General features: G+C 60.9%; 18 protein-coding genes. 9 read left to right on the top strand and 9 right to left on the bottom strand.

The features are described 5' to 3' along the window. Positions 1-83: 83 nt before the first annotated feature. The gene (gene metE, locus ACQ4V8_RS03830) at positions 84-2,372 is read right to left on the bottom strand and encodes a 5-methyltetrahydropteroyltriglutamate--homocysteine S-methyltransferase (protein WP_436570927.1); all 2,289 of its coding nucleotides are present in this window, start codon (positions 2,370-2,372) and stop codon (positions 84-86) included. Positions 2,373-2,472: 100 nt separating this feature from the next. Between metE and ACQ4V8_RS03825 the strand changes: the two genes are divergently transcribed. Further along, positions 2,473-2,772, top strand: coding sequence for a type 2 periplasmic-binding domain-containing protein (locus ACQ4V8_RS03825; RefSeq protein ID WP_436570926.1), 300 nt, complete (start codon positions 2,473-2,475; stop codon positions 2,770-2,772). 2 nt (positions 2,773-2,774) lie between these two features. Continuing rightward, positions 2,775-3,467 carry a pentapeptide repeat-containing protein gene (locus ACQ4V8_RS03820; protein ID WP_436570925.1) on the top strand — a complete coding sequence of 231 codons (693 nt, stop codon included), beginning with the start codon at positions 2,775-2,777 and terminating at the stop codon, positions 3,465-3,467. 163 nt (positions 3,468-3,630) lie between these two features. Here the strand turns inward: ACQ4V8_RS03820 and ACQ4V8_RS03815 are convergent, their stop codons facing one another. Then, positions 3,631-4,845, bottom strand: a complete 1,215-nt coding sequence (locus ACQ4V8_RS03815; protein ID WP_010399097.1) for an MFS transporter — start codon at positions 4,843-4,845, stop codon at positions 3,631-3,633. Between the two features lie 443 nt (positions 4,846-5,288). On the opposite strand from ACQ4V8_RS03815, the gene cysC reads away from it, so the two are divergent. Then, positions 5,289-5,912 (top strand): adenylyl-sulfate kinase, encoded by a 624-nt coding sequence (gene cysC / locus ACQ4V8_RS03810; RefSeq protein WP_436570924.1) that lies wholly within the window; start codon positions 5,289-5,291, stop codon positions 5,910-5,912. On the opposite strand, the gene ACQ4V8_RS03805 is transcribed toward cysC, so the two are convergent. The 4 genes from ACQ4V8_RS03805 to ACQ4V8_RS03790 all read right to left on the bottom strand — a co-directional run bounded on the left by ACQ4V8_RS03805 (position 5,905) and on the right by ACQ4V8_RS03790 (position 13,555). Continuing rightward, positions 5,905-6,159 (bottom strand): hypothetical protein, encoded by a 255-nt coding sequence (locus ACQ4V8_RS03805; protein WP_010399102.1) that lies wholly within the window; start codon positions 6,157-6,159, stop codon positions 5,905-5,907. The two genes, cysC and ACQ4V8_RS03805, sit on opposite strands and share 8 nt — an antisense overlap. 239 nt (positions 6,160-6,398) lie before the next feature. Further along, positions 6,399-7,217, bottom strand: a complete 819-nt coding sequence (locus ACQ4V8_RS03800; protein WP_436570923.1) for a sulfotransferase family protein — start codon at positions 7,215-7,217, stop codon at positions 6,399-6,401. A gap of 86 nt (positions 7,218-7,303) precedes the next feature. After that, the gene (locus ACQ4V8_RS03795; RefSeq protein WP_436570922.1) at positions 7,304-11,971 is read right to left on the bottom strand and encodes an MBG domain-containing protein; all 4,668 of its coding nucleotides are present in this window, start codon (positions 11,969-11,971) and stop codon (positions 7,304-7,306) included. An 18-nt stretch (positions 11,972-11,989) separates the two neighbouring features. Next, a complete protein-coding gene (locus ACQ4V8_RS03790) occupies positions 11,990-13,555 on the bottom strand; it encodes a ShlB/FhaC/HecB family hemolysin secretion/activation protein (protein ID WP_082261062.1) in 1,566 nt (521 codons plus the stop codon). Between the two features lie 139 nt (positions 13,556-13,694). Between ACQ4V8_RS03790 and ACQ4V8_RS03785 the strand changes: the two genes are divergently transcribed. Together ACQ4V8_RS03785 and ACQ4V8_RS03780 are read left to right on the top strand one after the other, a co-directional pair. Beyond that, positions 13,695-13,955: a hypothetical protein gene (locus tag ACQ4V8_RS03785; protein ID WP_436570921.1), complete on the top strand. Its 261-nt coding sequence runs from the start codon at positions 13,695-13,697 to the stop codon at positions 13,953-13,955. Between the two features lie 244 nt (positions 13,956-14,199). Further along, positions 14,200-15,147, top strand: coding sequence for a LysR family transcriptional regulator (locus ACQ4V8_RS03780; protein ID WP_010399109.1), 948 nt, complete (start codon positions 14,200-14,202; stop codon positions 15,145-15,147). 253 nt (positions 15,148-15,400) lie between these two features. On the opposite strand, the gene ACQ4V8_RS03775 is transcribed toward ACQ4V8_RS03780, so the two are convergent. Next, positions 15,401-17,668 carry a carboxy terminal-processing peptidase gene (locus ACQ4V8_RS03775; protein WP_436570920.1) on the bottom strand — a complete coding sequence of 756 codons (2,268 nt, stop codon included), beginning with the start codon at positions 17,666-17,668 and terminating at the stop codon, positions 15,401-15,403. A 531-nt stretch (positions 17,669-18,199) separates the two neighbouring features. Here ACQ4V8_RS03775 and ACQ4V8_RS03770 point away from each other — a divergent pair. Together ACQ4V8_RS03770 and ACQ4V8_RS03765 are read left to right on the top strand one after the other, a co-directional pair. Further along, a complete protein-coding gene (locus ACQ4V8_RS03770; RefSeq protein ID WP_436570919.1) occupies positions 18,200-20,170 on the top strand; it encodes a methyl-accepting chemotaxis protein in 1,971 nt (656 codons plus the stop codon). Between the two features lie 50 nt (positions 20,171-20,220). Beyond that, positions 20,221-20,493: a putative signal transducing protein gene (locus tag ACQ4V8_RS03765; protein ID WP_070346727.1), complete on the top strand. Its 273-nt coding sequence runs from the start codon at positions 20,221-20,223 to the stop codon at positions 20,491-20,493. Positions 20,494-20,495: 2 nt separating this feature from the next. Here the strand turns inward: ACQ4V8_RS03765 and ACQ4V8_RS03760 are convergent, their stop codons facing one another. After that, complete coding sequence (locus ACQ4V8_RS03760) at positions 20,496-21,044, bottom strand: thymidine kinase (RefSeq protein ID WP_029496485.1); 549 nt, start codon at positions 21,042-21,044, stop codon at positions 20,496-20,498. A gap of 303 nt (positions 21,045-21,347) precedes the next feature. Here ACQ4V8_RS03760 and ACQ4V8_RS03755 point away from each other — a divergent pair, with 303 nt between their 5' ends. Both ACQ4V8_RS03755 and ACQ4V8_RS03750 read left to right on the top strand, forming a co-directional pair. Further along, positions 21,348-22,739 carry a pyridoxal-phosphate dependent enzyme gene (locus ACQ4V8_RS03755; RefSeq protein WP_436570918.1) on the top strand — a complete coding sequence of 464 codons (1,392 nt, stop codon included), beginning with the start codon at positions 21,348-21,350 and terminating at the stop codon, positions 22,737-22,739. Then, entirely contained in the window at positions 22,736-23,917 is a 1,182-nt protein-coding gene (locus ACQ4V8_RS03750; RefSeq protein WP_436570917.1) for a trans-sulfuration enzyme family protein, read from the top strand. Before ACQ4V8_RS03755 ends, ACQ4V8_RS03750 begins: the two co-directional genes overlap by 4 nt. Before the next feature lie 88 nt (positions 23,918-24,005). On the opposite strand, the gene ACQ4V8_RS03745 is transcribed toward ACQ4V8_RS03750, so the two are convergent. After that, positions 24,006-24,842 (bottom strand): hypothetical protein, encoded by an 837-nt coding sequence (locus ACQ4V8_RS03745; RefSeq protein ID WP_010399122.1) that lies wholly within the window; start codon positions 24,840-24,842, stop codon positions 24,006-24,008. Between the last annotated feature and the right edge of the window lie 2 nt (positions 24,843-24,844).

Raw genomic sequence — 24,844 nt, 5'->3', positions numbered from 1 at the left:
CATTATCCAATTGTATGTTGTGATGATAGAAATACGATCCGGCTATATCTGAACCATATACGCCTCCCCCGCCCCCGTTATCCTCAGGCCACGTTGTCGCCGCGCAAGGTTTTTGCTGCCGCCACCATGTTCGCAAGCGCCGCAATGACTTCTTTCCAGCCACGCGTCTTCAAGCCGCAATCAGGATTGACCCACAGGCGCTGCGCGGGGACGCGCTCGGCCGCCTTGCGCATCAGCTTAACCATCTGTTCCTGGCTTGGAATGTTGGGCGAGTGGATGTCGTAGACGCCAGGCCCGATTTCATTGGGGTAGTTGAAATCATCGAAGGCATCCAGCAATTCCATGTCGGAGCGCGAAGTTTCGATCGTGATGACATCCGCATCCATGTCGGCGATTTGCGCGATGATGTCGTTAAATTCCGAGTAGCACATGTGCGTGTGGATCTGCGTTTCGTCCGCCACGCCATTGGCCGTGATGCGGAATGATTCGACGGCCCAGCGCAGGTACTCGGCCCATTGCGATTTGCGCAGTGGCAAGCCTTCACGCAGCGCCGCTTCGTCGATCTGGATCACGCGGATGCCGGCCCGTTCTAGGTCCTGCACTTCGGCGCGGATGGCCAGCGCCAGCTGATAGCACGACACGGAGCGGGGCTGGTCGTCGCGCACGAAGGACCAGTTCAAGATGGTGACGGGTCCCGTCAGCATGCCTTTCATCGGTTTATGCGTGAGCGACTGGGCGTAAGTGCTCCACTCGACCGTCATGGCGCGGGGGCGGCTGATGTCGCCGAACAAGATAGGCGGCTTGACGCAGCGCGAACCATATGATTGCACCCAGCCGAACTGGCTGAAGGTGTAACCGTCGAGCTGTTCGCCAAAATATTCGACCATATCGTTGCGTTCCGCTTCGCCGTGCACCAAGACGTCCAAGCCCAGCGCTTCCTGTTCCTTGACGCAATGGGCGATTTCCTCCTGCATCAGCTTCTTGTAACTGGCCTCATCGAGCTGACCGCTGCGCAACTGGCTGCGCGCCTGGCGGATGTGCGCCGTCTGCGGGAAGGAGCCGATGGTCGTCGTCGGGTACATTGGCAGTTGCAGCAGTGCAGCTTGCTTGGCGGCACGCACGGCATAGCCGCTGGCGCGCTGGCCCAGGCTCGCATCGATGCGGGCCACGGCCGCTTTGACGTCCAGATTGTGCACGCGGCACGACTGGCGACGCGTTTCGACGGCGCCATGGTTGGCATCGAGCGCCGCCTGCACGCTGGCGCGGCCATGGTTCAGGGCACCAGCAATGGTGTGCACTTCATCGAGTTTTTGGCGCGCAAAGGCCAGCCAGGAACGGATATCGGCATCGAGCTGTTGTTCGCTGTCGAGGTCAACAGGTACGTGCAGCAGTGAGCATGATGGGGCGATCCAAAGACGCGACTGCAGGCTCGAGTGCACCGGTTCCAGCCATGCCAGCACCGCGTTCAAGTCCGTCTTCCAGATATTGCGCCCATTCACCACACCCAGCGACAGCACGCTGCTGGCGGGCAATTGGGCGATCACTTGCGCCACTTCATCGCGGGCATTCACGGCGTCCAGGTGCAAGCCTTGCACGGGCAATTTGCACGCCAGTGCCAGGTTGTCTTGCAACTTGCCGAAATACGTGGCTAGCAGCAGTTTGACGTGATTGACCTTGCTCAAGGCGTCGTAGGCTGTCACCAGCGCCTGCTGCCAGGCGCTGTCGAGTTCGGTGACCAGAATCGGTTCATCAATCTGCACCCACTCCACGCCCTGCGCGGCCAGTGCCTGCAGCAATTGCACGTAGACGGGCAGCAAGCCTTGCAGCAGCGCCAGCTTGTCGGAATTATCCTTGGCCTTGCCCAGCCACAAATACGTAACGGGACCGATCAGCACGGGCTTGGTTTTCACGCCGAGCTGGCGCGCTTGCGCCAGTTGCTGCAGCAAGCAGGAGCTGTCGAGCGTGAATTGCGTGTCGGCTGCGAATTCCGGCACGATGTAGTGGTAATTGGTGTCGAACCATTTCGTCATTTCGCCCGCGTGGACGCAGCTGCAATCGCTGTCGCTGGCCGAGCGGCCACGGGCCACACGGAAATAGTTATCGAGCGCCGCGCCGTGCAAGCCGCGCACGCGCTGCGGCAAGTTGCCAAGCGTAAAACTCAGATCCAGCACCTGGTCATACAAGGAAAAGTCGCCCACGGGCACCAGGTCCAAGGCGTTCTGGTCTTGCCAGTGGCGCTGGCGCAATTCGGCAGCCTGGCCTTGCAGCGCTTCCAGCGTGCTTTGGCCCTTCCAGTAATCTTCCAGGGCGAATTTCAGTTCGCGTTTGGCGCCGATGCGCGGGTAACCCAGATTGTGTGTCGTGACGGTCATGACGCTGCTCCTTGTGAAGTATGAGCACATCATAGCCACTCTGATCCATAAAAAATAATGGTAAAATTTAATACATCCATTATAAAAATTCATGTGAGTCATGCTCGAACGTCTACCCTTGGCCGTGCTGCGCGACGTCGATGTCGACGTGAAACAGAAGTTCCAGTTCGGCGGCATCGGCGCGCTGATCAATGACGAGATCGACATGCTGGTCACGCCCGACCCGCTGCCTCGCTCCACCGTGCATTTCGAAGCAGCGTGCCTACGAGCAGGATTTGGTGGTCAAGCACCAGCATCGCCTGGCGGGACAGGAAGTGATCACGCCGGCGCAGTTGGCCGAAGAAACGCTGATCACCTCATGTTTTCCGCCGCACCATTGCTCCCCTGCTTTTTTCTTTAGGAATGAGACGCATGACAACACACACTACCGCAGTGAGCGGCATGACCCTGGACCGCGCCGGCATCGAGCAACAACTGGCGCAATCCGTGCACCACTTCATCGATTGCGCTTTCGACCACGCAGACTTGTCGCGCCTCGATTTACAGGGCTGCACCTTTGAGCGCTGCACCTTGGCCCTAACGAGCTTGTTCGCCAGCAAGTTGGCGCGCAGCACCTGGCGCCGCTGTCGCGCCGGCAGTGCCGATTTTGAATCCGTCGACGCCGTCGATGCCACGTTTGAAGGCTGCGACCTGAACAACACGACATGGCGGCGCGCCAAACTGGCCTCGGTCACCTACCGGGGCTGCAAGTTGACGGGTGCGTCTTTCGAGGAAGTAGCCCATCTGGGCCTCAGCTTCGAAGACAGCCTGCTGGTGGGCGCAGATTTGCGCGGTTTTTCCTTCCGCAAGGCGATCTTGAAACAGCTGGACTTTTCCGACGCCTACCTGGCCGGCTGCGATTTCCGCGACGCCGTCTTCGAAGACTGCAGCCTGCGCAACGCCACCATCAAACTGGCGAAATTCCAGGGGACCGACTTGCGCGGCGCCGACATCGACGGCTTTACCTTGAGCGATGCGTCCTTGCTCAAGGGTGCCGTCATCACGTATGCGCAGGCAGCGAACTTCATGCGTGCGCTCAATCTGCTAGTGATTTAATGTCAATAGACAAAAAAATGCCCGCTGCGAGAGCGGGCTAAATCTATTTCCTTGGAGGAGATAGAGGAGACCAAAGCATCTTGCGCCATTGCGGCATTTCATGCCACTTTATATTCATGATGATAGAAATATCTGCCAGTGATAATGGCGCGCGAGCAGGGTTTCAAGCCGTGCGGCGCGTAGCCAGTGGTACAAATTCTGCCAGCCACACCAGCAGGGCCAGGCCCGGAAACGCCATGCCAGTGAACAACGTTGCTGGCCAGCCGTAGCTGGCATACACCCAGGCGCCGATGGCAGAGCCAGCCGCGCCACCGGCAAAGAACAGCGCGAAATACAGGCCATTCAAACGGCCCCGCACTTCCGCGCCCAGGCTGAAGATGGCGCGCTGGCCCAGAACCAGGTTGGCTGCCACGCCCATGTCGAGCACGATGGAAGCGATGACCAGCAAGCCCAGCGCTACATGTTTCGACTCTGGCGCAAACATCGGCAAGGCAAAGGCGCTGATGCCCAGCACCAGCGCGGCGGCCGTGGCCGGCAAGGTATGGCCCGCATCGGCCAGGCGGCCGGCGATGGGCGAGGCAAAGGCGCCCGCCATGCCCACCAGGGCAAAGATGGCGATGCCCGTTTGCGACAGGCCGAACGCGGCACTGGCCAGCACCAGCGGGGTGACGGTCCAGAACAGGCTGAAGGCGCCAAACAGGCCCGCATGATAAGCGGCGCGGCGGCGCAGCACGGGGGTGCCCAGCAGCAGATGCCACAGCGAGGCCATCAAGGCCGGATAACGCATATTGGCGACAGGCTGGCGCGCGGGCAAGGCGCGACGCAGGACAGCCGCCAGCGCCAGCATCAGCACGGCGGCGCCGCCAAACACCACGTGCCAGCTGGCGTGCGCGGCCACCAGCGAGGCCACGGGACGGGCCAGCATGATACCCATCAACAAGCCGCTGACTACCTTGCCCACCGTTTGCCCCCGCGTCGCTTCCTGCGACAGGTGGGCGGCAAACGGCACGATCACTTGCGCCGCCACGGAACCGAGGCCGATCGCCAGCGCGGCGGCCAGGAACACGATGGTGCCCGTGGAAAGGGCCGCCACCATCAAGGCCATGGCCGTCACCAGCAGGGCCGTGATAATCAGGCGGCGATTTTCCAGCAAGTCACCGAGCGGCACAATAAACAGCAAGCCCAAGGTGTAGCCCACTTGGGTCAGGGTGACGATCAGTCCGGCCGCCTTGGCCGACAGGCCAGTCGATGCACTAATGGGCCCGACCAGCGTTTGCGCGTAATACAGGTTGGCCACGATCAGGCCGGACGAGATGGCTAGCAACAGCACCATGGCGGGCGAAATATCGTGTGGCGCAGAAGATGCGGCCTGGTGCATGGTGTTTCCTCGCTTCAATAGAGATGGCGCTATTCTAGGCAAAAACAGGCCTCAGATAATTAGTGCATAATCGACTTACACTTTTCACATAAGATGAACAATCGCCATGAACAAGATCAAGGCCATGCAGACCTTCGTGGCCAGATGCCGGACATGCAGGGCATCCATATCTGCGCTCGGAGATCGAGGACCGCCTCTTCTACGACCATTCGGGAAACGACCAGATCAAGGGCGTCGTCGACAGCTACGCCGCAGTGCTCAACAGCGCGCCAGCGGCGATGCGAAAACCATGACCTAGGACCAGGGCCACGCTCAGCCCATAGCCCTGCTACAACATCCGACGAATACGGTACATCAACCCAGTGTCGCACTTGGCATTTGCTAGCGCCCCTTGCCCGCCATGGTGGACAATGGCGACTGTGCAATGAAATAGGCTCGACTCCATGAACAACAACCTTTTCTGGCAGCATTCTAGTGTGACGCGCGACGCGCGCGAACAGCTTAACGGCCATCGTGCGCTGGTGATCTGGTTCACCGGCTTGTCCGGCGCCGGTAAGTCCACGCTGGCCATGGCGCTGGAACATGCGCTGCATTGCCAGGGCCGGCACACGCTGGTGCTGGACGGCGACAACATGCGGCAGGGCCTATGCGCAGACCTGCGGTTTTCCGCCCAGGAGCGGCATGAGAATCTGCGCCGCGTCGCCGAAGTGGCCAGGCTGACGGTACAGGCAGGCGTCATCACGCTCGCTGCCTTCATATCGCCGCTCGATGCAGACCGTGCCATGGTGCGCGACATCATCGGCGCGCACGACCTGTTCGAGGTCTATGTAAAATGTCCACTGACAGTCTGTGAAACACGCGATGTGAAGGGCTTGTACCGGAAAGCCCGGTGCGGAGAGATTTTGGACTTCACCGGCATATCGGCACCGTACGAAGTGCCTGAGACGGCGCACCTGGTCCTCGATACGAGCACGCTGTCCGTGAGCGACTGCATAGGCCTGATACTCGATCAGCTGCAACTGCGCGTCAAACTTCCTCTATTACCTCCGGCAAACCGAGTTAGCTGAGCAATCCATAACGCTTCCATCGCTCTCCACACCCATTTTTTGCCCTCATCGAGATGACGCAGATCATCTCGATGAGCATGGTGAGCGCTTGCTCTTTGAAACCGCCCCGTCTTGCATGCAGCTTAAAAAGCTGATCCGGTATTTTTATTTGCAAGGTCAGACAAAAAACGCCTTCATCGGCAATACGGACATCATCAAGCCCCTTTGGAAGCTCTGGCAAGGCCTGCTGCGCCGCAATCGACGACAATTTCAGCAGTTGCCACTGCGCGTAAAGCGAGGCCTTACTTTGACCAAGCGACGGCTAATGTGACAACATTTTTCGCTCATTTCAGGGCCTTGTTGTTCCCTCACGCCAACGCTCACCTGAGCGCCGTCTGCAGCCGCAGCCTGGCCACGAAGGTGCAGCATGCGCTCAACAAAGGACTGTGCGCCGACATCGCGAGCATACTTGGCGCCCGCCGCTAAGCGCCGCAGGGCAAGCACATGTCAGCGCTTTGGATAGAACCATGCGTAGTACCAAGCACAAGCGTGCTCGATATGTTCCTGGATACGCGGGGGGATAGTGTGCGGCCCGGGCGGCACGACTTGGGCGTGTTGGCGATGCAAGTATTTATTGCGGTAATGGCTGTCGCTTTCGTGCGCGCGAACGACGAGCTTCGCCGGATCTATCCTGTGAGGTGCCACCCCCAGCCAAGCGTAGACCGCAGCCATCGTTTGCGCAGGCTGCGCCATCAAATCCTCAAACTTCACGAAGTAAAGCCGGCTTTTTATCGCCTGCGGCAAATCCTGCACGGCCTCGATCGACGACAACGGTGCGCCGATGGCCTTGTCTTTGGCGAACAACTGATCAGCACGACCGAAACGATCAAGGTCGGCCAGGTGGTCGATGAAGTCGATCAAGATGGTCTTTTGGTGCTGCGCTTCGATGGAGCCATAAATCTGCCCCAGTTCACGAATTGGCACCAACAATTTTGCACTTGGGTCGAGGTGCAACAAAAACTCTATGCAGTGCAACCATGCGCGGTTCTTATCGACCACCACAGGTTTGCCATGCCCCGCGTGCCAACCGGACAAGAACCCTTGCATCGCCGACTTGAGGTGCGCGTAGGTGATATCGGCTTGCGCATCAAGCTGGGAAAGAAAAAACTGGTCGTCGCTGATGCTGCGCCGCGTCGCCAGCAATGCATTGCACAGCGGCGAGCTATGCCCCTCGGAATGCATTTCCGGATGCTCTGCCAACAACTGGCACAGCAGGGTGGACCCCGCCCTAGGCAGACCGGCAACGCCAACAAAACGTGATGTCATGATTTAGGTTTCTGTTGCTCAATATTGTCCGCGAGATGAGACAGGCAGGGCCGATGCATCAAGCCGAAATTAATCTGACACATGCGCTACTGCCCGGCTCGCGCTGAAATGACGATTGTCGTGCTTTGCCCACCCACCGTTACCATTACCTGCATCGGGAATGCGCCATCGGGCACGGCTGTCGCTGCAAAGATCCTGGTTTTAGGATTGAACGATAACCAGGCCGGTAGTGCCTCGCCAGCGACTGTCGTTACCTGGACAGTGACGTTCACATCGGTCCCTGTGCTGTTCACTTGTTGTGGCAACGGGAAGCTGAAACCACTACCTGCTGTCGCCATTTCTTTCGGCACGGAGACCGTAATGATGCCGCCTTCATTCAGGCTCGCCACCCGCTGCACAGAAATCGAAATACCAGCTTCGCCAGACGGCCCAGCGGAAGCTTTACTGGCTGCGGCAACCGGCGCTGGGGTACTTGGAGCGGCCGGCACTGGGGCACTTGGAGTGACCGGCACTGGAACACTCGGGGCGGCCGGCTCTGGGGTACTTGGAGCGGCCGGCTCTGGGGCACTCGGGGTGACCGTCGTGGGCACGGTCGGCGTTTCGCTTGCAGGCGGAGCCAACGGAGCCGGTGTGTTGGCTGTAGGGCTGGGCAAAGTCGGCGGCGCTATCACAGGTGGCACTGGGGGAAGCGGGTTGATGGTCAGCGTGCCGTTCGCGGTGGTGAAATCGTAGTTATTGGAGGCAAGGCTGCCGAGGCCGGCGACAATGCTCGCCGTGCCGACACCGGTGCTCGCCGTAGCGGCGCTGCTGCCACTCGCCGTACCGCTCAACACGCCAATGCCCTCGCCATTGACGAAGCCGCTGATGCTTTGCGAGAACGTTGGGTTGGCCTGGCCGTACACGCGGCTCTTGTCATCGGCAGTCACCGTCAGGTGGGCCTTGTTGATGGTCAGCGTGCCGTTCGCGGTGGTGAAGTCGTAGTTGCTGGCAGCAAGGCTGCCACGGCTGGCGACGATGCTCGCCGTGCCGACACCGGTGCTCGCCGTGGCGGCGCTGCTGGCGCTCGCCGTGCCGCTCAACACTTCGCTGCCTTCGCCATTGACGAAGCCGCTGATGCTTTGCGAGAACGTCGGGTTGGCCTGGCCGTACAGGCGGCTCTTGTCGTCGGCAGTCACCGTCAGGTGCGCTTTGTTGATCGTCAGCGTGCCGTTCGCGGTGGTGAAGTCGTAATTGCTGGCGGCAAGGCTGCCAAGGCTGGCGACGATGCTCGCCGTGCCGGCGCCGGTGCTCGCCGTGGCGGCGCTGCTGGCGCTCGCCGTGCCGCGCAGTACTTCGCTGCCTTCGCCATTGACGAAGCCGCTGATGCTTTGCGAGAACGTTGGGTTGGCCTGGCCGTACAGGCGGCTTTTGTCGTCGGCAGTCACCGTCAGGTGCGCTTTGTTGATCGTCAACGTGCCGTTCGCGGTGGTGAAATCGTAGTTATTGGAGGCAAGGCTGCCGAGGCTGGCGACGATGCTCGCCGTGCCAACACCGGTGCTCGCCGTGGCGGCGCTGCTGGCGCTCGCCGTGCCGCTCAACACTTCGCTGCCTTCGCCATTGACGAAGCCGCTGATGCTTTGCGATAACATCGGGTTGGCCTGGCCGTACAGGCGGCTCTTGTCATCGGCAGTCACCGTCAGGTGCGCTTTGTTGATCGTCAACGTGCCGTTCACGGTGGTGAAATCGTAGTTATTGGAGGCAAGGCTGCCGAGGCCGGCGACGATGCTCGCCGTGCCAACACCAGTGCTCGCCGTGGCGGCGCTGCTGCCGCTCGCCGTACCGCTCAGCACGCCAATGCCCTCGCCATTGACGAAGCCGCTGATGCTTTGAGAGAACGTCGGATTAGCCTGGCCGTACACGCGGCTCTTGTCGTCGGCAGTCACCGTCAGGTGCGCTTTGCTTACCTCCCAGTTCACCGCATTGCCTGCCACAAGTGCATAGTTGGCGTTTCCAAGGGTAACACCGCGGGTATAGGTAGGACTGTAACTGCCAGCACCGGAAGTCGATGCTGGCGCCCCGGTCCAGACCACGGTTCCTGTTGGCGCGGCGTCGGTGACAAGTACACCGCCAGCGGGGTCGGTGTAGTAGTCATAGCTGAACGTGCTTGGCGCAGTGCCGTACACACTATTACCAGTGACTGTCAAGCGCAGATAAACCGGCGTCAGGCAGTTGAATACACACAGTGCGGGATAGCCTCCATTGACACCAGGACTGACACTCCATAGCTTGGCCGCCGTCGTGAAATCCCATGCGGGGTTCACGCTGCCGTTGGCGCTCGTTGCAGTGTCAAAATTTGCCCGCGTCTTCATGTCGGCGGTGCTCATGCCGGTCATGCCGCTCACGTTGCTTGCGCCCATCCCGGTCGACTTTCCTGACGTTGTGGTGTCCCAAAAGTTGTTTGTGGCGCTGCCGGCAGCAAAATAGCCGCTGCCAGCCAGGCCGCCACCTGAGCCGCTCACCAAACCTGTGGCGTAGCTGTTGCGCATAGACCCGTACGTTACGGTCGTGCGACCTGATCCCAGCAAGCCGCCAACACTGCTCGTGCCGCTGACATTTCCAGTGGCATAGCTGTTGGTAATAGTAGCGTAATTACCATACCCGACCAATCCGCCAACAATGCTCGTTCCCGTCACATTGCCCGTGGCATAGCTGTTGGTAATGGTCCGGGCAAATGACACCAGCCCGCCCACGTAGCTCACCCCGCTCACCGTGGCGCTGCTATAACTGTTCGCGATATTTCCGTATCCGCCCACCATGCCGCCGACTCGCGTTGCGCCACTCACCGTTCCGCTGACGTAGCTATTGCGTATCGCGCCATCGCCCCCCGTCAATCCACCGACGTTGTTCGCCCCCTTCACGCTGACGCCGAGCAAGCCGACGTTGCTGATCGTGCCGCTTGCAAACAGGCCGACGGCATTGCTGGCCGGCCGGTTGATCGTGAGGTTGCTGATGGTATGGCCCAGTCCATTGAATTGACCGGTGAGCGCGCCAATCGGCTGGAAGCCATAGGAACCGGCGCCACCGCTATTGCATGTCGTACAGGCGTTCCAGCCAGAGCTTGCGGTGGCGTCAATATTGCCGCCAAGGGCATAATTAAGCGCCAAACCGCCGCTCATCCCTTGTAAATCGGCGGCGGTCACGCTTCCCGCCGCACCCAGGCTGTTGATCACCGTGTAAGCGGCGTTGTTGATGGAAAGCATGCCCGTACCGGATCGCCCGGCGAAATCGACCCGCCCTTTGAACGCGCCGCTGGCGTCGATGCCGACGTTCACATTGCCGCTGCCTGGGAGCAAGGAAAGCGCCGACGTACCACCGGCGGTCATCGTCGCGTTGATATTGATGTCGTGGTGTGCGATGAGGGTAAGGGTGTTGGCGCTCCAGGCGAGGTTGGCATTGACGTTGATGTCGCCCAGGTCCGTGCCGTTGCTCGTTGCGGAGGTCGCGATGCTGACGCTACCGGCGGCGAGCGCAGTTTGCAGTGTGCTCGCGCCGATACCGCTGGCGGTACGCGCCGCCGTTCCGGCGGCGATGGTGAAGTTGGTCGGGTCGATCAGCCACGTTCCGGCCCGGCCTTGCGGCGCGGCGGTGCTGACGAGCGTCTTGTCACCGATCTGCACGCGACCGGCCGACGTTTCGATAAAGCCGCCGTTGCCCCCGAGCCCGCCGCCGCGCGCGTCGATGCTGCCGTCAATGTCGGCCCCGCTGGCGTGGTTGGACAGGTCAGCGATCAGCGTTGCCGTGCCGCCGTTGCCGCGGCCATGCGACGCGGCATCGACCCGAATGCTGCCGGTGTGGCTGATGTGGTCGCTCGCTTCGAGACGGATCACGCCGCCGTTGTCGACCAGGCCGCTGGCTTCCAGCGTGCCGCTGTTGTTGACGACGCCGCCCTGCAAACGGTTGGCCGCCTGCGCCGAAAGAATGATGAGTCCACCGGGCGCTCGCACGGCATTGCCGTTGTCCACCAGCGCGGAGAGCGCCGCCGGCGTTACGCGCACGTTCGCCAGATCACCGTGGCCGCCGAATTGGAGCTCAAAGCCGTCGCCGGCGGCCAGGACGACCGTTCCCATCTGCGCCACGACGACGCCATTGTTGCGTACTTCCGGCGCCAGCAGGGCGACATAGCCATTCAGCCCGGCGCTCAGGCTGCCTTCGTTAATGACAGATCCACTGGCGCCGCCTTGCGTGAAACGGTAACGTCCCGCCATGAAATCGTCGTTACCGATACCGTGTGTAGTGGCGGTGAGCGCGCCGACGTTGACGCTCGCGGAGCGGCCGAAATACACGCCGTTGGCATTGCTGAGAAATACTTGTCCATTGGCGTTGATGCGCCCGAATATCTGGCTGACATCGGAGCCAAGCACGCGATTGAGCGTGGCGCTGCTACTCGATGGCTGTATGAAATTGAGCTGCGCCGCGCTGCCGAGATTGAAACTCTGCCAGTCGATTACCGCGCTATTCGTACTTTGCTTGATGGTCATCGTCGCCCCCGCTTGCGCGATGCTGGCCGAACCGGCGACAACTTGCCCCTTGCCGGGTAACGCATTCGGGGCCGGCGGCGGAGCGGCAAATGCCAGGGCGAAGGGAACGAGCAGGCTGCTAGCGGCGGCCACGATAACGGCGCCCGAGGCGCGCTTGCCGCGGCCCTTGGCCAGCTCCGAGACGGCCGTCCAGGTGTTGGTCGTTTCGTTCCAAATTAAACGGTAGGATTTATTCATTGCGTGGTCCGGAGAAATTTAGAATGGCTGACTGGCAGCCAACCAGAAGCGGTTTTTGCTGAACGATCCGTCTTGGTCGGTACCGGCAAGCGTCGGGTTAGGGTTGCTGCCGAGACGACGCGCCCAAGTGGCCTTCAGGCTCAAGCCGAACTCAGCTTGCCATGCAAGCATCGCGCCGGCGCCCTTGAGGCTGTAGTTTCCGCCGCCGTTGTAGTTGCGTATGCCGCCATGGTCGTAGAATCCGGTCAGGACAACGCCGCGCTGCAAGCGCCAGCGTATTTCGACGTTGGCGAGATTGCCGCTGGCGCCACCGCCCTCGCTGGTCGGGTAGGCGCGCACGCCATCGGCGCCGCCCAGATAGAACTTCTCCGAGGAATCGAGATTTTTCCCGTTCGTTTCCTGGCCGGAAAGCGCAACATACAAGGACAGGTCGCCGCCCAGGGCTTGCTGACGGGAAAAGTTGTAGCGCAGTTTGCTGAAGCCGCCGTCGAGCGCCGCGTCTTCACCCGGATCAAGTTTCCCCATAGCGACACGACCGGCCAGCAGCGTCAAGGTGGCACTGCTGGCGCCGCCTCCGCCGAAGCCGTCGAACAGGTTGCCATTCAAATTGAGCGCGAGGGCATTGCTGCGGTAACGCGATTGCGTCGCGAACGAAGACTCGTTGTCGAAGCGCCTGATGTCGTAGTTGATGCCCAGGAACAGATTCTTGAAACGGGAACGGACGAGTGGGTAGTAGGCATCGATTCCGGCCGTGGCGGAACTGCCCTTGCCGTTCAGGGCGGCAAATTCGGCGGCGGTCAATCGATAAGCGAGCGCGGATGCACTCGCGCCCAAACGCCAGCCATCGGCGCCGACCGGCAACGTATACGCCAGCCGCAAATAGTCCGTGCCGCGTGTATGGATGAGGTTGCCGCCGAGCAGATCGCCGACACCCAGGGGACTCGTGAGATTGAGGTTCGCGGTCAGGCGATTGCTGCCGGTGGAGCGGGCGCCGAAGTTGTCCAGACTGACTTCGCCGAGCACGAACGCCTCGTCGGCTAGCTTAATGATCAGGTCGGTTTCGCGCGCATTGCTGCCCTCTTGCAAGCGGCCGGAAACGGCGACGCCAGGCAAATCGTCGGCCAGCAACAGGGCGCGGTCGAGCGCGGTCTTATCGATGACAGTACCCTTCGCTTGCCGCGCTTCGAAACCGCGTTGCAGCTGTTCCAAAGTCAATCGCTTGGCAGCCGGACCTTCGAGTTTGACGTTGCCGAATATAGCCTCGACGATCTCGATAGTCACGCTGCCATCGTGAATATCCTGCTCGGGCAGGTAGGCGCGAACGATCCATCCTCGCTTGCGGTAAAGTTCAGCGACGGCGGCGGCGGCTTGTTGCATTTCGGCGTAGCCAATGGGCCGGTTCAGATATTGCGCGACGACATCTGCCAGTTCTGCATCGCTGAGCAAGACATTGCCGGAAAATTGGAACCGCGTCAGCGTAACAGTGGCGCCCGATATCGGCTTCATGGCTTGTGGCGCCGGGGCGATTTTCGGTGGCGGGCTTTGCGGGAGGCCGACGCCGCGCTCCTTTTCGATCTGCTGCAAAATCTGTCCGGCGTTGGTCGGTGTGGGAGTTTGCGCCGTGCCTGGCAATGCTACTGCAGACAGCGCAGAGAACACGATGAGGGGGAGCGTAGAACGTGGGATCGAATGCACTGTGCCGTCCGTATTTGAAGATTACCGTATGGAATTATTTCTATTAATCAATTATCGCAAATTAACTTGTGCGAGGTGCAATTATTTGGCGGCCCGCAACGGGCGCGGCGCGCGCGAATCGGTGGCACAGTATGGCGTGCGGGGGCAAAGAGCCCCATTCTGCACCTGCACTACGGTCACGGCAGTCACATTGAACACATCGTCGGCGTTGCAGCCGCGCGACAAATCATGGGCCGGCTTGCGCTGGCCTGTGTTGGCCTGTATTGGCACCAACACCAAACTCGACTGATCAATCGGTCGCATATTCATCGATATGCGTTCGCGGGCAGAAGCAAGCCTGCGGTTCGAGAGTTTCTGCGCTCGTAGTTTCTGCGCTCTTACATCTTGGCCCAGGTAAGCATGCTTGGAAGGGCGCAGTCAATGAAGGCGAATCTCTGGAAAAGGTGGACCGAAGGGGCTGGGTCGGCAAAAACAGGCCTCAGAAAATTGATGCATAATCGACTTACACTTTTCACATAAGATGAACAATTGCCATGGACAAGATCAAGGCCATGCAGACCTTCGTGCGCATCGTTGAGGCCAACAGCTTTTCCAAGGCGGCCGAGACGCTCAATTTGCCGCGCGCGGCACTGACGGCCACCCTGCAAAAGCTGGAAGCCTATCTGGGCACGCAATTGCTGCAGCGAACCACGCGCCGCCTGTCGCTGACGCCAGAAGGCGCCGATTACTTTCGCCACTGCATCGATATCTTGAAGGCTGTCGACACGGCGGAACTGGCGTTCCGCGGCCCCGAGGCAACAAAACCGCGCGGCTTGCTGCGTATAAACTTGCCCAATACGGTGGGCCGGCGCCTCGTCATGCCGCATATCGCGCAATTCCACGCCGCCTATCCGGACGTGCAATTGCAGCTGAGCCTGACAGACCGCCTGATCGACCTGACCCAGGAAGGCATCGATTGCGCCTTGCGCGTGGGCACCTTGCAAGATTCCGCCTTCATCGGCAAGCAAGTCGGCCTGATGCGCTTCGTCACGTGCGCGGCACCGGCCTACCTGGCGCGGCACGGCACGCCGCAGACACTGGCCGACTTGGCCACGCACATGGGCATCATGCATTACTCGGGCCGCACGGGACGCGCTTTCGACTGGGATTTCATGCAAGGCAAGGAAGTGCTGCGCGTGCCCATGACCGGCCCCATCGCCGTCAACGATGCCGACGCCAGCGTGGCCTGCGCGCTGCAAGGGCTGGGCCTGGCGCAGGCAGCCATGTACCAGGTGCGCGAGCACCTCGACAGCGGCGCGCTGGTCGCCGTGCTGCCCGAGCATCCGCCAACGCCCATGCCCGTGTCGCTACTGACGCCGCAGGGGCGCTTGACAGTGCCCAAGGTACACGTGTTTTCGGCCTGGATAACTACGTTGCTGGCGGCAAATGCCGATGTGCAGGGCGCGCGCGCCATCCCGGGCGTCAGCATAGGGGCGCGCTGAAGGTGCGCCCCTGCCGGGCGCACCACAAAAAAAAGCCCGCTGCGAGAGCGGGCTGAATCTATTTTCTTGGAGGAGAATAGAGGAGACGAGTCAATTATGCTGCACCGCGACATATCAATCCAATTGATTGTTGGAATGATAGAAATACACCAGACGGATAACTCTCCTTCTCGCCAAAGCTGGGGTCAGTCACTTCCTGATCGGAATGTGCTCCATTGAAGCACATTCCCCCGGAGGGTCTGACCCAAGTTCCTTACTTCGCTGCCGTCACCGGCGTCGCCTTGATGTCCGCGCCATGTGGCAAGACCTTGGACGCCATGCGGGTATCGGCTTTGATCAGCGTCACTTCGTCGGCCAGGATGCGCGCCGCTTCGTTCAGCAGCACGTCCTTGGCGCTCTTCGCGGCCGTTTCAGCGTCCAGTTCGGCGCTCAGGGCCCGCTCATCGCCTTGCAAGCCGTCATCGGTACGCAAGGAGCCCTTCACGGCGGCGATCTGCTTGGCCGTCTTGCTGGCCGCTTTCGCACCCTTCAGTACATCTTTCGGATCAGGAATCACCACCAAGTCATCGGCAGGATTGGCAATCTGCGCGATCATGCGTTTTTCACGCGCCTTGGCACGCGCTTCCTGGACATCGCGCTCCTTGCGCCGCACGGTTTCATTGAGCGAAATTTGATTTTCCTTGCGCTGCTTGACGACCAGAGCGATGTCATCGAGCAAGTACTGGAAATCCTTGTCCTTGGCCACGCGCGCTTCATGTTTCTTGTCGAGCAGCGACACGATTTCCTTCAGGTCGCCCGTCGGCATGTATTGCGCCGGCTTGATGGCCACCCATGGCAGGGCATTCTCGTAGCTCGATTCGCCGAAGTTTTCCGTGTCCGACATGGCTGGCAGCTTGATGTCAGGGGTGACGCCGCGCAACTGCGTGGTGCCGCCATTGATGCGGAAGAATTGCGCGATGGTCATTTTCAGCTCGCCAAAGCGGGCTTTTTCGCTGCCGCCAAAGCGGTCGAGGTTAAACAGGGTCTGCACCGTGCCCTTGCCGAAGCTGCCTTCGCCGATGATGACGCCACGACCATAGTCCTGCACTGCGGCGGCGAAAATCTCGGAAGCCGAGGCGGAGCCACGGTTGATCAGCACGCCCATCGGTCCATCCCAGGCCAGGCCCGCATTGGTATCGCTTTCCACATCGACCTTGCCTTCGGCATTGCGCTGCATCACCACAGGCCCCTTGCCGATGAACAGGCCCGTCAGTTCGACCGCTTCATTGAGCGAGCCACCACCGTTGTTGCGCAAGTCGATCAGCACGTTGTCGACCTTCTCCTTCTTCAACTCGCCCAGCAAACGGGTGACGTCGCGCGTGGCGCTCTTGAAATCCTTGTCGCCACGGCGGCGCGCTTCGAAGTCCTGGTAGAACGTCGGCAAGGAAATGACGCCGATGCGCCGCTTGGCACCATTTTCTCGCACTTCGATGATCGATTTCTTCGCCGCCTGCTCTTCCATGCTGATTTTCTTGCGCACCAGCGGCAAGACCACGTGCTTGGCGTCCGGGCCGGCATCGGCCGGCAAGATGTCGAGGCGCACGGTGGAATCCTTGGCGCCACGGATCAGCTGCACCACATCGTCGATGCGCATGCCCAGCACCTCGACGATGGGACCGCTTTCGCCCTGCCCCACGCCGACGATGCGGTCGCCCACTTTCAGCTTGCCCGACAAGCCGGCCGGGCTGCCCGGCACGACTTCGCGCACCACCGTGTATTCATCGCGCGTCTGCAGCACGGCACCGATGCCTTCGAGCGACAGGCGCATGGCGATGTCGAAGTTATCCGAAGCGCGCGGCCCCAGGTAATTGGTGTGCGGTTCAATCGACATGGCGTAGGCGTTCATGAAGATCTGGAACACGTCTTCGCTGTTGAGCTTGCGCGAACGGGCGGTGTAACCTTCATAGCGCTTGTCCAGCGTCTCACGGATAGCCTTGTCTTCCTTGCCCGCCAGTTTCAGACGCAGCCAGTCATTCTTGACACGCTTGCGCCACAGGTCGCGCACTTCTTCATCGTTCTTCGGCCAGGCGGCCTTTTCACGGTCGAGCTGATAGCTCTCGTCGGCAGTAAAGTCGAACTTGGTTTTCAGCAATTCACGCGCATACGCCATGCGCTCGTCGAAACGCTGCTGGTACAGGTTGTAGATGGCAAACGGCGGCGTCAAGTCTTCATTGATGATGGCGTCGTCGAGCTTGCTGCGCAGCGGCGCGAAACGGTCGATGTCGGCTTGCACGAAGAACAGTTTCTCCGCGTCCAGGGACTTGAAATAGCGGTCGAAGATTTTCTCGGACATGGCGTCGTCGAGCGGCGTCGGCTTGTAATGGACGCGTGTCAATACGCGCGATGCCCACAGCGCGGCCTGCGTTTGCTGGGCCAGTGGCTTCATGGGGGTCGCAGGGGCGGCGCCCTTGTCCGTCTGGGCTGCGCCAGCGTGGGCTGACAGGGCAAGCACCAGGGTGACCAGCATCATTTGCTTCTTCATCGGCGTCTCCGAAAATTAGTTAAATCACTCCAGGCGGCGCAACTCTACATGCGCCAGCGAGCAAGACAGTAAGGGGAGTACACGACTGGTCTGCACATTATTCTACAGGATACGCCCTGCCAGTCTTCCGTGGAGTCGTAGTTTCTTCCTGCAAGCTTAACCGCGGATTAAAGGCGGCGTCTCATTCATTACAAAGTGAAACATTCCGAAGTGAAATATTCGTCAGGATGGGCGTGCACCGCAAGCGAGGACTAAAAAAATGAATCACACCAACCCTAACAAGTCAATTAAATTGACTGTTCATCCTTGATTTAGTCGATATTTTTCGCAAATAAATGATTCTTACGGGAAATACTTAGTAACAAAAGGTAAGCAACATGCTATCATCACACCCTTAAATTCGGCTTGCATGTGTACAGCACCAAGCAAAAGCACCTCTACTGCAAGCGCATTTCCCACCAGATCCCCTCCCTGCATGTCATGTCATGACCAGGAATGGCCGAGCTGATTACCCTTTGCCAGACTCAAACTATGCCTACAATTTTGTTCTCACCCCGCCACTGGAGTGTCGGGGGAAAAATTACCGTCTTCACATTTTTCCTGGTCAGCCTGATCCTGGCCAGCCTGACTGCCCTGATGAGTAGCTATACCTCGCGCGTGCTCGAACAGCGCGCCGAAGCGGCTATCATTAGCGAGCTCGATAGCGTCATGACGACGACGGAAGTATTCCATACTGCCATGGTCAACGAGGCGGCCAGCTTCGCGCGCCTGTTCGCGGCCGAATTTCCCGGCCCGTTCGCGGTCGATACGGGCGCCATGGTGGCCGTGGCTGGCAAGGCCACGCCGGCCCTGGCCAATGGCGGCAAGGTGCTCAACCTCGACACGGCCATCGTTGACCGCTACACGACACAGACGGGCGTCATCGCGACCATCTTTGCCGCCAACGGCGATGAATTCGTGCGCATCAGCACCTCGCTGAAAAAACAGAATGGCGAACGCGCCATCGGCACCCAGCTCGACCACAACCACCCCAGCTACGCCCCCTTGCGCGCAGGCAAAAGCTTCGTCGGCATGGCCACTTTGTTTGGCAAGCAATTCATCACCCAGTACGACCCCGTGCGCGATGCAAGCGGCAAGGTGGTGGGCGTGCTGTTCATCGGCCTCGATATCAGCAAGAATCTGGCCATGTTGAGAGATAAGATTCGCCAGATCAAGATCGGCCAGACCGGCTATATCTATATCGTCGACACGGCGCCCGGTGCCAATTATGGCCACCTGGTGCTGCACCCGAATCTTGAAGGCAAGAGCGCGCTCGAGTTCAAGGACAGCGATGGCCGCCTCTTCATCCAGGAAATGCTGGCGCAGAAGAACGGCGACATGCGCTACACCTGGACGGCACCGGGCGAAACGCTTGCCAGCGCGCGCGAAAAGCATCTGTATTATCGTCAATTCAAGGATTGGCAATGGGTCATCGCTGGCGGCACGTTCACCGACGAGATCACACAAGAGGCACGCCAGTTGCGCAACCAGCTGGCCATTTACGGCTTCCTCGCCCTGCTCATTTTTGCCATGCTGCTGTACTGGCTGGTGCGCACCCTCGTGGCGCACCCGCTGGCCACCGCCGAAAAGGCTGCCGCGCAAATCGCCGCCGGCGACCTGACGGTGCGCCTGGAAACGAGCAGCCACGACGAAATCGGCCGCCTGCTGCGCGCCATGAACAGCATCAGCAACAACCTGTCGCAAGTGGTCGGCAATGTGCGCGGCAGCGCCGGGCAAATCGCCACGGCGTCTGGTGAAATCGCCAGTGGCAACCTGGATTTATCGAGCCGTACGGAACAGCAAGCCAGTTCGCTGGAAGAGACCGCCGCCTCGATGGAGGAACTTAGCTCGACCGTGCGCCAGAACGTTGATCACGCAAAACAAGCAAGCCGGCTGGCGCACGACTCCTCCAGTCTGGCAGCCGAAGGCGGCGCGGCCGTGGCGCAGGTGGCCGCCACCATGGACGCCATCCGCAGTTCATCGGGCAAGATCGCCGACATCATCGGCGTCATCGACGGCATCGCCTTCCAGACCAACATCCTTGCCTTGAACGCGGCCGTGGAAGCGGCGCGCGCCGGCGAGCAGGGACGCGGCTTTGCCGTCGTCGCCACCGAGGTGCGCACCCTGGCGCAGCGCTCGACGGCTGCCGCGAAAGACATCAAGGATTTGATCCAGGCATCCGCCGGCACGGTGGACCTGGGCCACGCGCAAGTGAGCCAGGCCAGCGCCACCATGGATACCGTAGTGGCCAGCGTGCAGCAAGTGAGCACCATCATGGCCGAGATCGCGCAGGCGAGCGAAGAACAGCGTAGCGGCATCGAGCAAGTCAACCAAGCCATCGCCCAGATGGACCAGGTAACCCAGCAGAACGCGGCCCTGGTGGAAGAAGCGGCTGCGGCCGCCGACGCGCTGCAGGAGCAGGCACAGGAGCTGAACCAGGTGGTAGGTGTGTTCAAGCTGTAAAAGACGGCCCGGTGCTATGATGGCGCACACCATTCAAACCCGGAGACGCGATGCACAACGACTACGTTTTGATAGCCCGGCTCATGATACCCACGGATGCGCACGTCATCCGCGGCTGCTTGGCAGCGGCCGGCATCGACGTCATCCTCACGGACGACCAGCACATGCAGGCCAATTTGCTGCTGGCGCCCGCCATCGGCGGCGCGCGCGTGCTGGTGCGAGAACAAGACTTGCAGCGCGCCCATGACATCCTGGCCGCCTTCGAGCGCGGCGATTTGGCGCTGGCAGATGATGCCGACGTCGGTGCGCCGGCGGCCGAGTAAGCCTAAGAGTAGAAACAGCGTCCGCACGCCTGGCGGTAACGTTCGTTGCCGCCAATACTGATCTGCTCGCCTTCCTTGATGCGGCGCCCCTGTTCGTCCACGCGGATGTTCATCGTGGCCTTCTTGCCGCAAGTACAAATATTCTTCAATTCCTCGATATCGTCGGCCAGCGCCAGCAAATAGGCCGAGCCAGGAAACGGCTCGCCCTTGAAATCCGTGCGCAAGCCATAGCAGATGACGGGCACGCCCTTCACTTGCGCCAGCTGGTGCAATTGCTGTACTTGTGCCGTGCTGAGAAATTGCGCCTCATCGACCAGCAAACAAGCCACCTGGGCAATATCGTTGAGGAAATTCGTGTCAGCATCGAAGATATCGACCTGGCGCTGCGGCCCCAGGCGCGAAGTGACCCGGCCCACGCCATAGCGGCTGTCGATGGCCGCCGTGTACAGGCGCACCTGCTGGCCCTGCTCTTCATAGTTGTGCGCGACTTGCAACAAGGCCGTCGACTTGCCCGCGTTCATCGCGGAATACCGGAAATAAAGTTTTGCCACCGCAGCCTGCCCTGTCTGTTTGATTTTCAATACTATTTAGTATCTTTTCGAGGCGTGATTATAAATCGCAACGCGACGCTTGCGGCAGCTTAATACGCGTGTCATTGGCGCGGCAAGCGGGCCAAAAACGGCGCATACTCGCCAAGCGCACGCCGCCACCGATATGCGCAGGATGTATATGCAAGCATACAAACATTCGTTCGCCGCGCCCGTCCAGCGGCCTACACTGCGCGGCATGGAAGGCGGCCCGGGACACAATCGCTGGCCGCTGTTTCCCTGACAGGAGCGAACATGAATGATCGAATGCCATCCCCATCCCCATCTCCACTCCAGCCGCCAGCGCTATACAAGCTGATCGGCAATACGCCACTGGTCGAAGTGACCAGGCTGGACACGGGCCTATGCCAGCTGTTCCTGAAGCTGGAATCGCAAAATCCTGGCGGGTCCATCAAGGACCGCATCGGCCTGTCCATCATCGAAGCGGCTGAAGCCGACGGCCGCTTGCAGCCAGGCGGCAGCATCATCGAGGCCACCGCCGGCAACACCGGCATCGGCCTGGCGCTGGTGGGCCGCATCAAAGGCTACCGCGTGATTTTAGTGGTACCCGACAAGATGTCGACAGAGAAAGTGCTGCACCTGAAAGCGCTGGGCGCAGAAGTGCACACCACGCGCTCGGACGTGGGCAAGGGCCATCCCGAGTACTATCAGGATTACGCGGCGCGCCTGGCGCGCGAACTGCCGGGCGCCTTCTTCGCCGACCAGTTCAACAATCCCGCCAACCCGCTGGCGCACGAAACGGGCACCGGACCGGAAATTTGGCAACAGAGCGGGCATGACGTCGATGCCATCGTCGTCGGCGTCGGTTCGTCCGGCACCCTGACGGGCCTCACGCACTACTTCCGCAAGGTGCAGCCCAAGCTCGAATTCGTGCTGGCCGACCCGCAAGGCTCCATCCTCACCGAATACATCGAATCGGGAACAGTGAGCGACACCAGCGGCTCGTGGGCCGTCGAAGGCATCGGCGAAGATTTCATCCCCGCGATCGCCGACATGCACAGCGTGCGCCACGCGTACACCATCACCGACCAGGAAAGCTTCGACAGCGCGCGCGCCCTCCTGCGCGCCGAAGGCATCCTCGGTGGTTCGTCCACCGGCACCCTGCTGGCCGCCGCCCTCAAGTACTGCCGCGAACAGAGCACCCCCAAACGCGTGGTGACTTTTGTATGCGACACGGGCACGCGCTACCTGTCAAAAGTCTACAACGATGGCTGGATGCGCGACCAGGGCTTATTGCAGCGGGCCGTGTCGGGCGATTTGCGCGACCTGATCGGGCGCCGCTATGACGAGGGCGATGTCGTCAGCGTGGCGCCGGGCGACACCGTGCTCACCGCATTCAACCGCATGCGCGCCAGCGACCTGGCGCAGCTGCCGGTCATCGATAGCGGCCAGCTGGTCGGCATCGTCGACGAATCGGACTTGCTGCTGCACGTGTCCGGCAACGCCGCCCATTTTGCATCGCTGGTGGGCAGCACCATGACAACGCAGATCGAAACACTGGCGCCGTCCAGCGGCTTGCCGGCCCTGCGCGCCACCCTGGAGCGAGGCTTGACGGCCGTCGTCGCCGATACTGACGTCTTCTATGGCCTGATTACCCGCTTCGACCTTCTCAACCACTTACGCAGGACGCTACCTTGAGCCAGCACACCATTCGCAAAAGCCATCTCGCCACGCGCGTCATCCATGCTGGCCAGTCGCCCGACCCGTCGACGGGCGCCATCATGGCGCCCATTTACGCCACCTCTACCTTCGTGCAGGACAGCCCCGGCGTGCACAAGGGCCTCGATTATGGCCGCTCGCATAATCCCACGCGCTGGGCGCTCGAACGTTGCGTGGCCGACCTGGAAGGTGGCAGCGCTGCCTTCGCGTTCGCCTCCGGCCTGGCCGCCATTTCATCCGTGCTGGAATTGCTCGACGCAGGCAGCCATATTGTCGCCGGTGACGATATGTACGGCGGCACCTACCGTTTGTTTGAACGCGTGCGGCGGCGCTCGGCCGGCCATGCGTTCACCTATGTCGACCTGACGAATCGGCAAAACCTGCTCGCCGCGCTGCGCCCGGAAACGAAGATGGTGTGGGTCGAAACGCCCACCAACCCGATGCTGAAACTGGCGGATTTACGCGCGATTGCCGAGATCTGCCGCGCGCGCGACATCATCGCCGTGGCCGACAACACCTTCGCCAGCCCGCTGGTGCAACGCCCCCTGGAACACGGTTTTGACATCGTCGTGCACTCGACGACCAAGTATTTGAACGGCCACTCCGACATCATCGGCGGCATCGCCATTGTGGGCGCAGAAGAGCACCAGGCGCAATGGCGCGAGCAGCTGGGCTTTTTGCAAAACTCGGTGGGCGCGATTGCCGGGCCGTTCGACAGCTTCCTCGCCTTGCGCGGCGTCAAAACCCTGGCCATCCGCATGCAGCGCCACTGCGCCAGCGCGCTGGCGCTGGCGCAGTGGCTGGAACAGCAAAAGGAAGTGAAAACCGTGTTTTATCCGGGCCTGGCGTCGCACCCGCAACACGCGCTGGCGCAGCGCCAGATGGATGGCTTCGGCGGCATCATCTCGATCGATCTCGACACCGACTTGGCGGGCGCGCGCCGCTTCCTGGAACGCTGCGAAGTGTTCGCCCTGGCCGAAAGCCTGGGCGGCGTGGAAAGCCTGATCGAACACCCGGCCCTGATGACGCATGCCAGCATTCCCGCCGCACAGCGGGCCAAGCTGGGCATAGGCGACGGCTTGATACGGCTGTCGGTGGGAATTGAAGACCTGGAAGACTTGCGCCATGACTTGCGCACCGCGCTCGATGCAATTTGATCAGCCCCACTGCATCACACGCCGCGCATAAGGCAGGGCCGACTTCCACGGCCGTCCTGATGCTGGCTTAGCCTGCACTACGGCAAGATCAGGAGGCGTCGATCAACGCGGCAATACGCTCGTTGAGCGCCACGTTTTCCGCCTGCAGTTGCGCATTGCGCTGCTGCAAGCTGGCGATCTCGCCGCGCAGGCGCGCCACTTCGGACGGCTGCTGGGCAGCGTTTTCCGCCCACGGCTCATTGCCCGTCTCGGGCGTATCCCCAGATACATGCACCTTGGGCGTGCGCGCGATGCGCGTGGCGGCGCGCTGTTCGCGGACTTCCTTGGCCGCCTGGCGCAGCAGTTTCTTGCCGCCGGCGACGGCCGCCACCTGCTCTTCCGGCGGCAGCGATGCCACGGTCGCTGCGGCATTGATGGAAATGGTGCCCGAGCGGACCGCGGCCACCAGTTCCGGCGCGGCCGCCTTCTGGATCTTTTCGATCTGGCTGATCTGGTTGCTGCTCAATCTGGCCACCTTGGCCACCTCTTCGCGCGTGCTCATGGATGGCTTGGGCGCGTTTTCGCCTTCGGGCGCATCCTGCGCGCTGACAGGCGCCGGGCTGCGCGCGGCAACGATCTCCTTCTTGCGCAGGGCCAGCACGCCGCGCTGGAAGTCCGATACACTGCGGCGCGCCAGGTGATTGTCGATCATCCACAGCATGACATCGTCGAGCGAGATAAAGCTGGTGTTCTGGATGGTCTTGAATTCGATGCCGTGCTGGCGGCAGATGGCGTAGCGGTTGTGGCCGTCGATCAGCACGTCGTTCCACAGCACCAGCGCGTCGCGGCAGCCCTCGGCCAGCAGGCTGCGCTCGAGCGCCGCGTATTCGCTGGCGGTGAGCGGGTCGATATACGACTGCAGCACCTGATTGATAGTGATATTCATGG

The organism is Janthinobacterium paucivorans (genome assembly GCF_051380805.1).
Lineage (GTDB): Bacteria > Pseudomonadota > Gammaproteobacteria > Burkholderiales > Burkholderiaceae_D > Janthinobacterium > Janthinobacterium lividum_D.
Note: the sequence above shows the minus strand (reverse complement) of the source record. Positions and strands in the feature narration are given on the sequence as shown.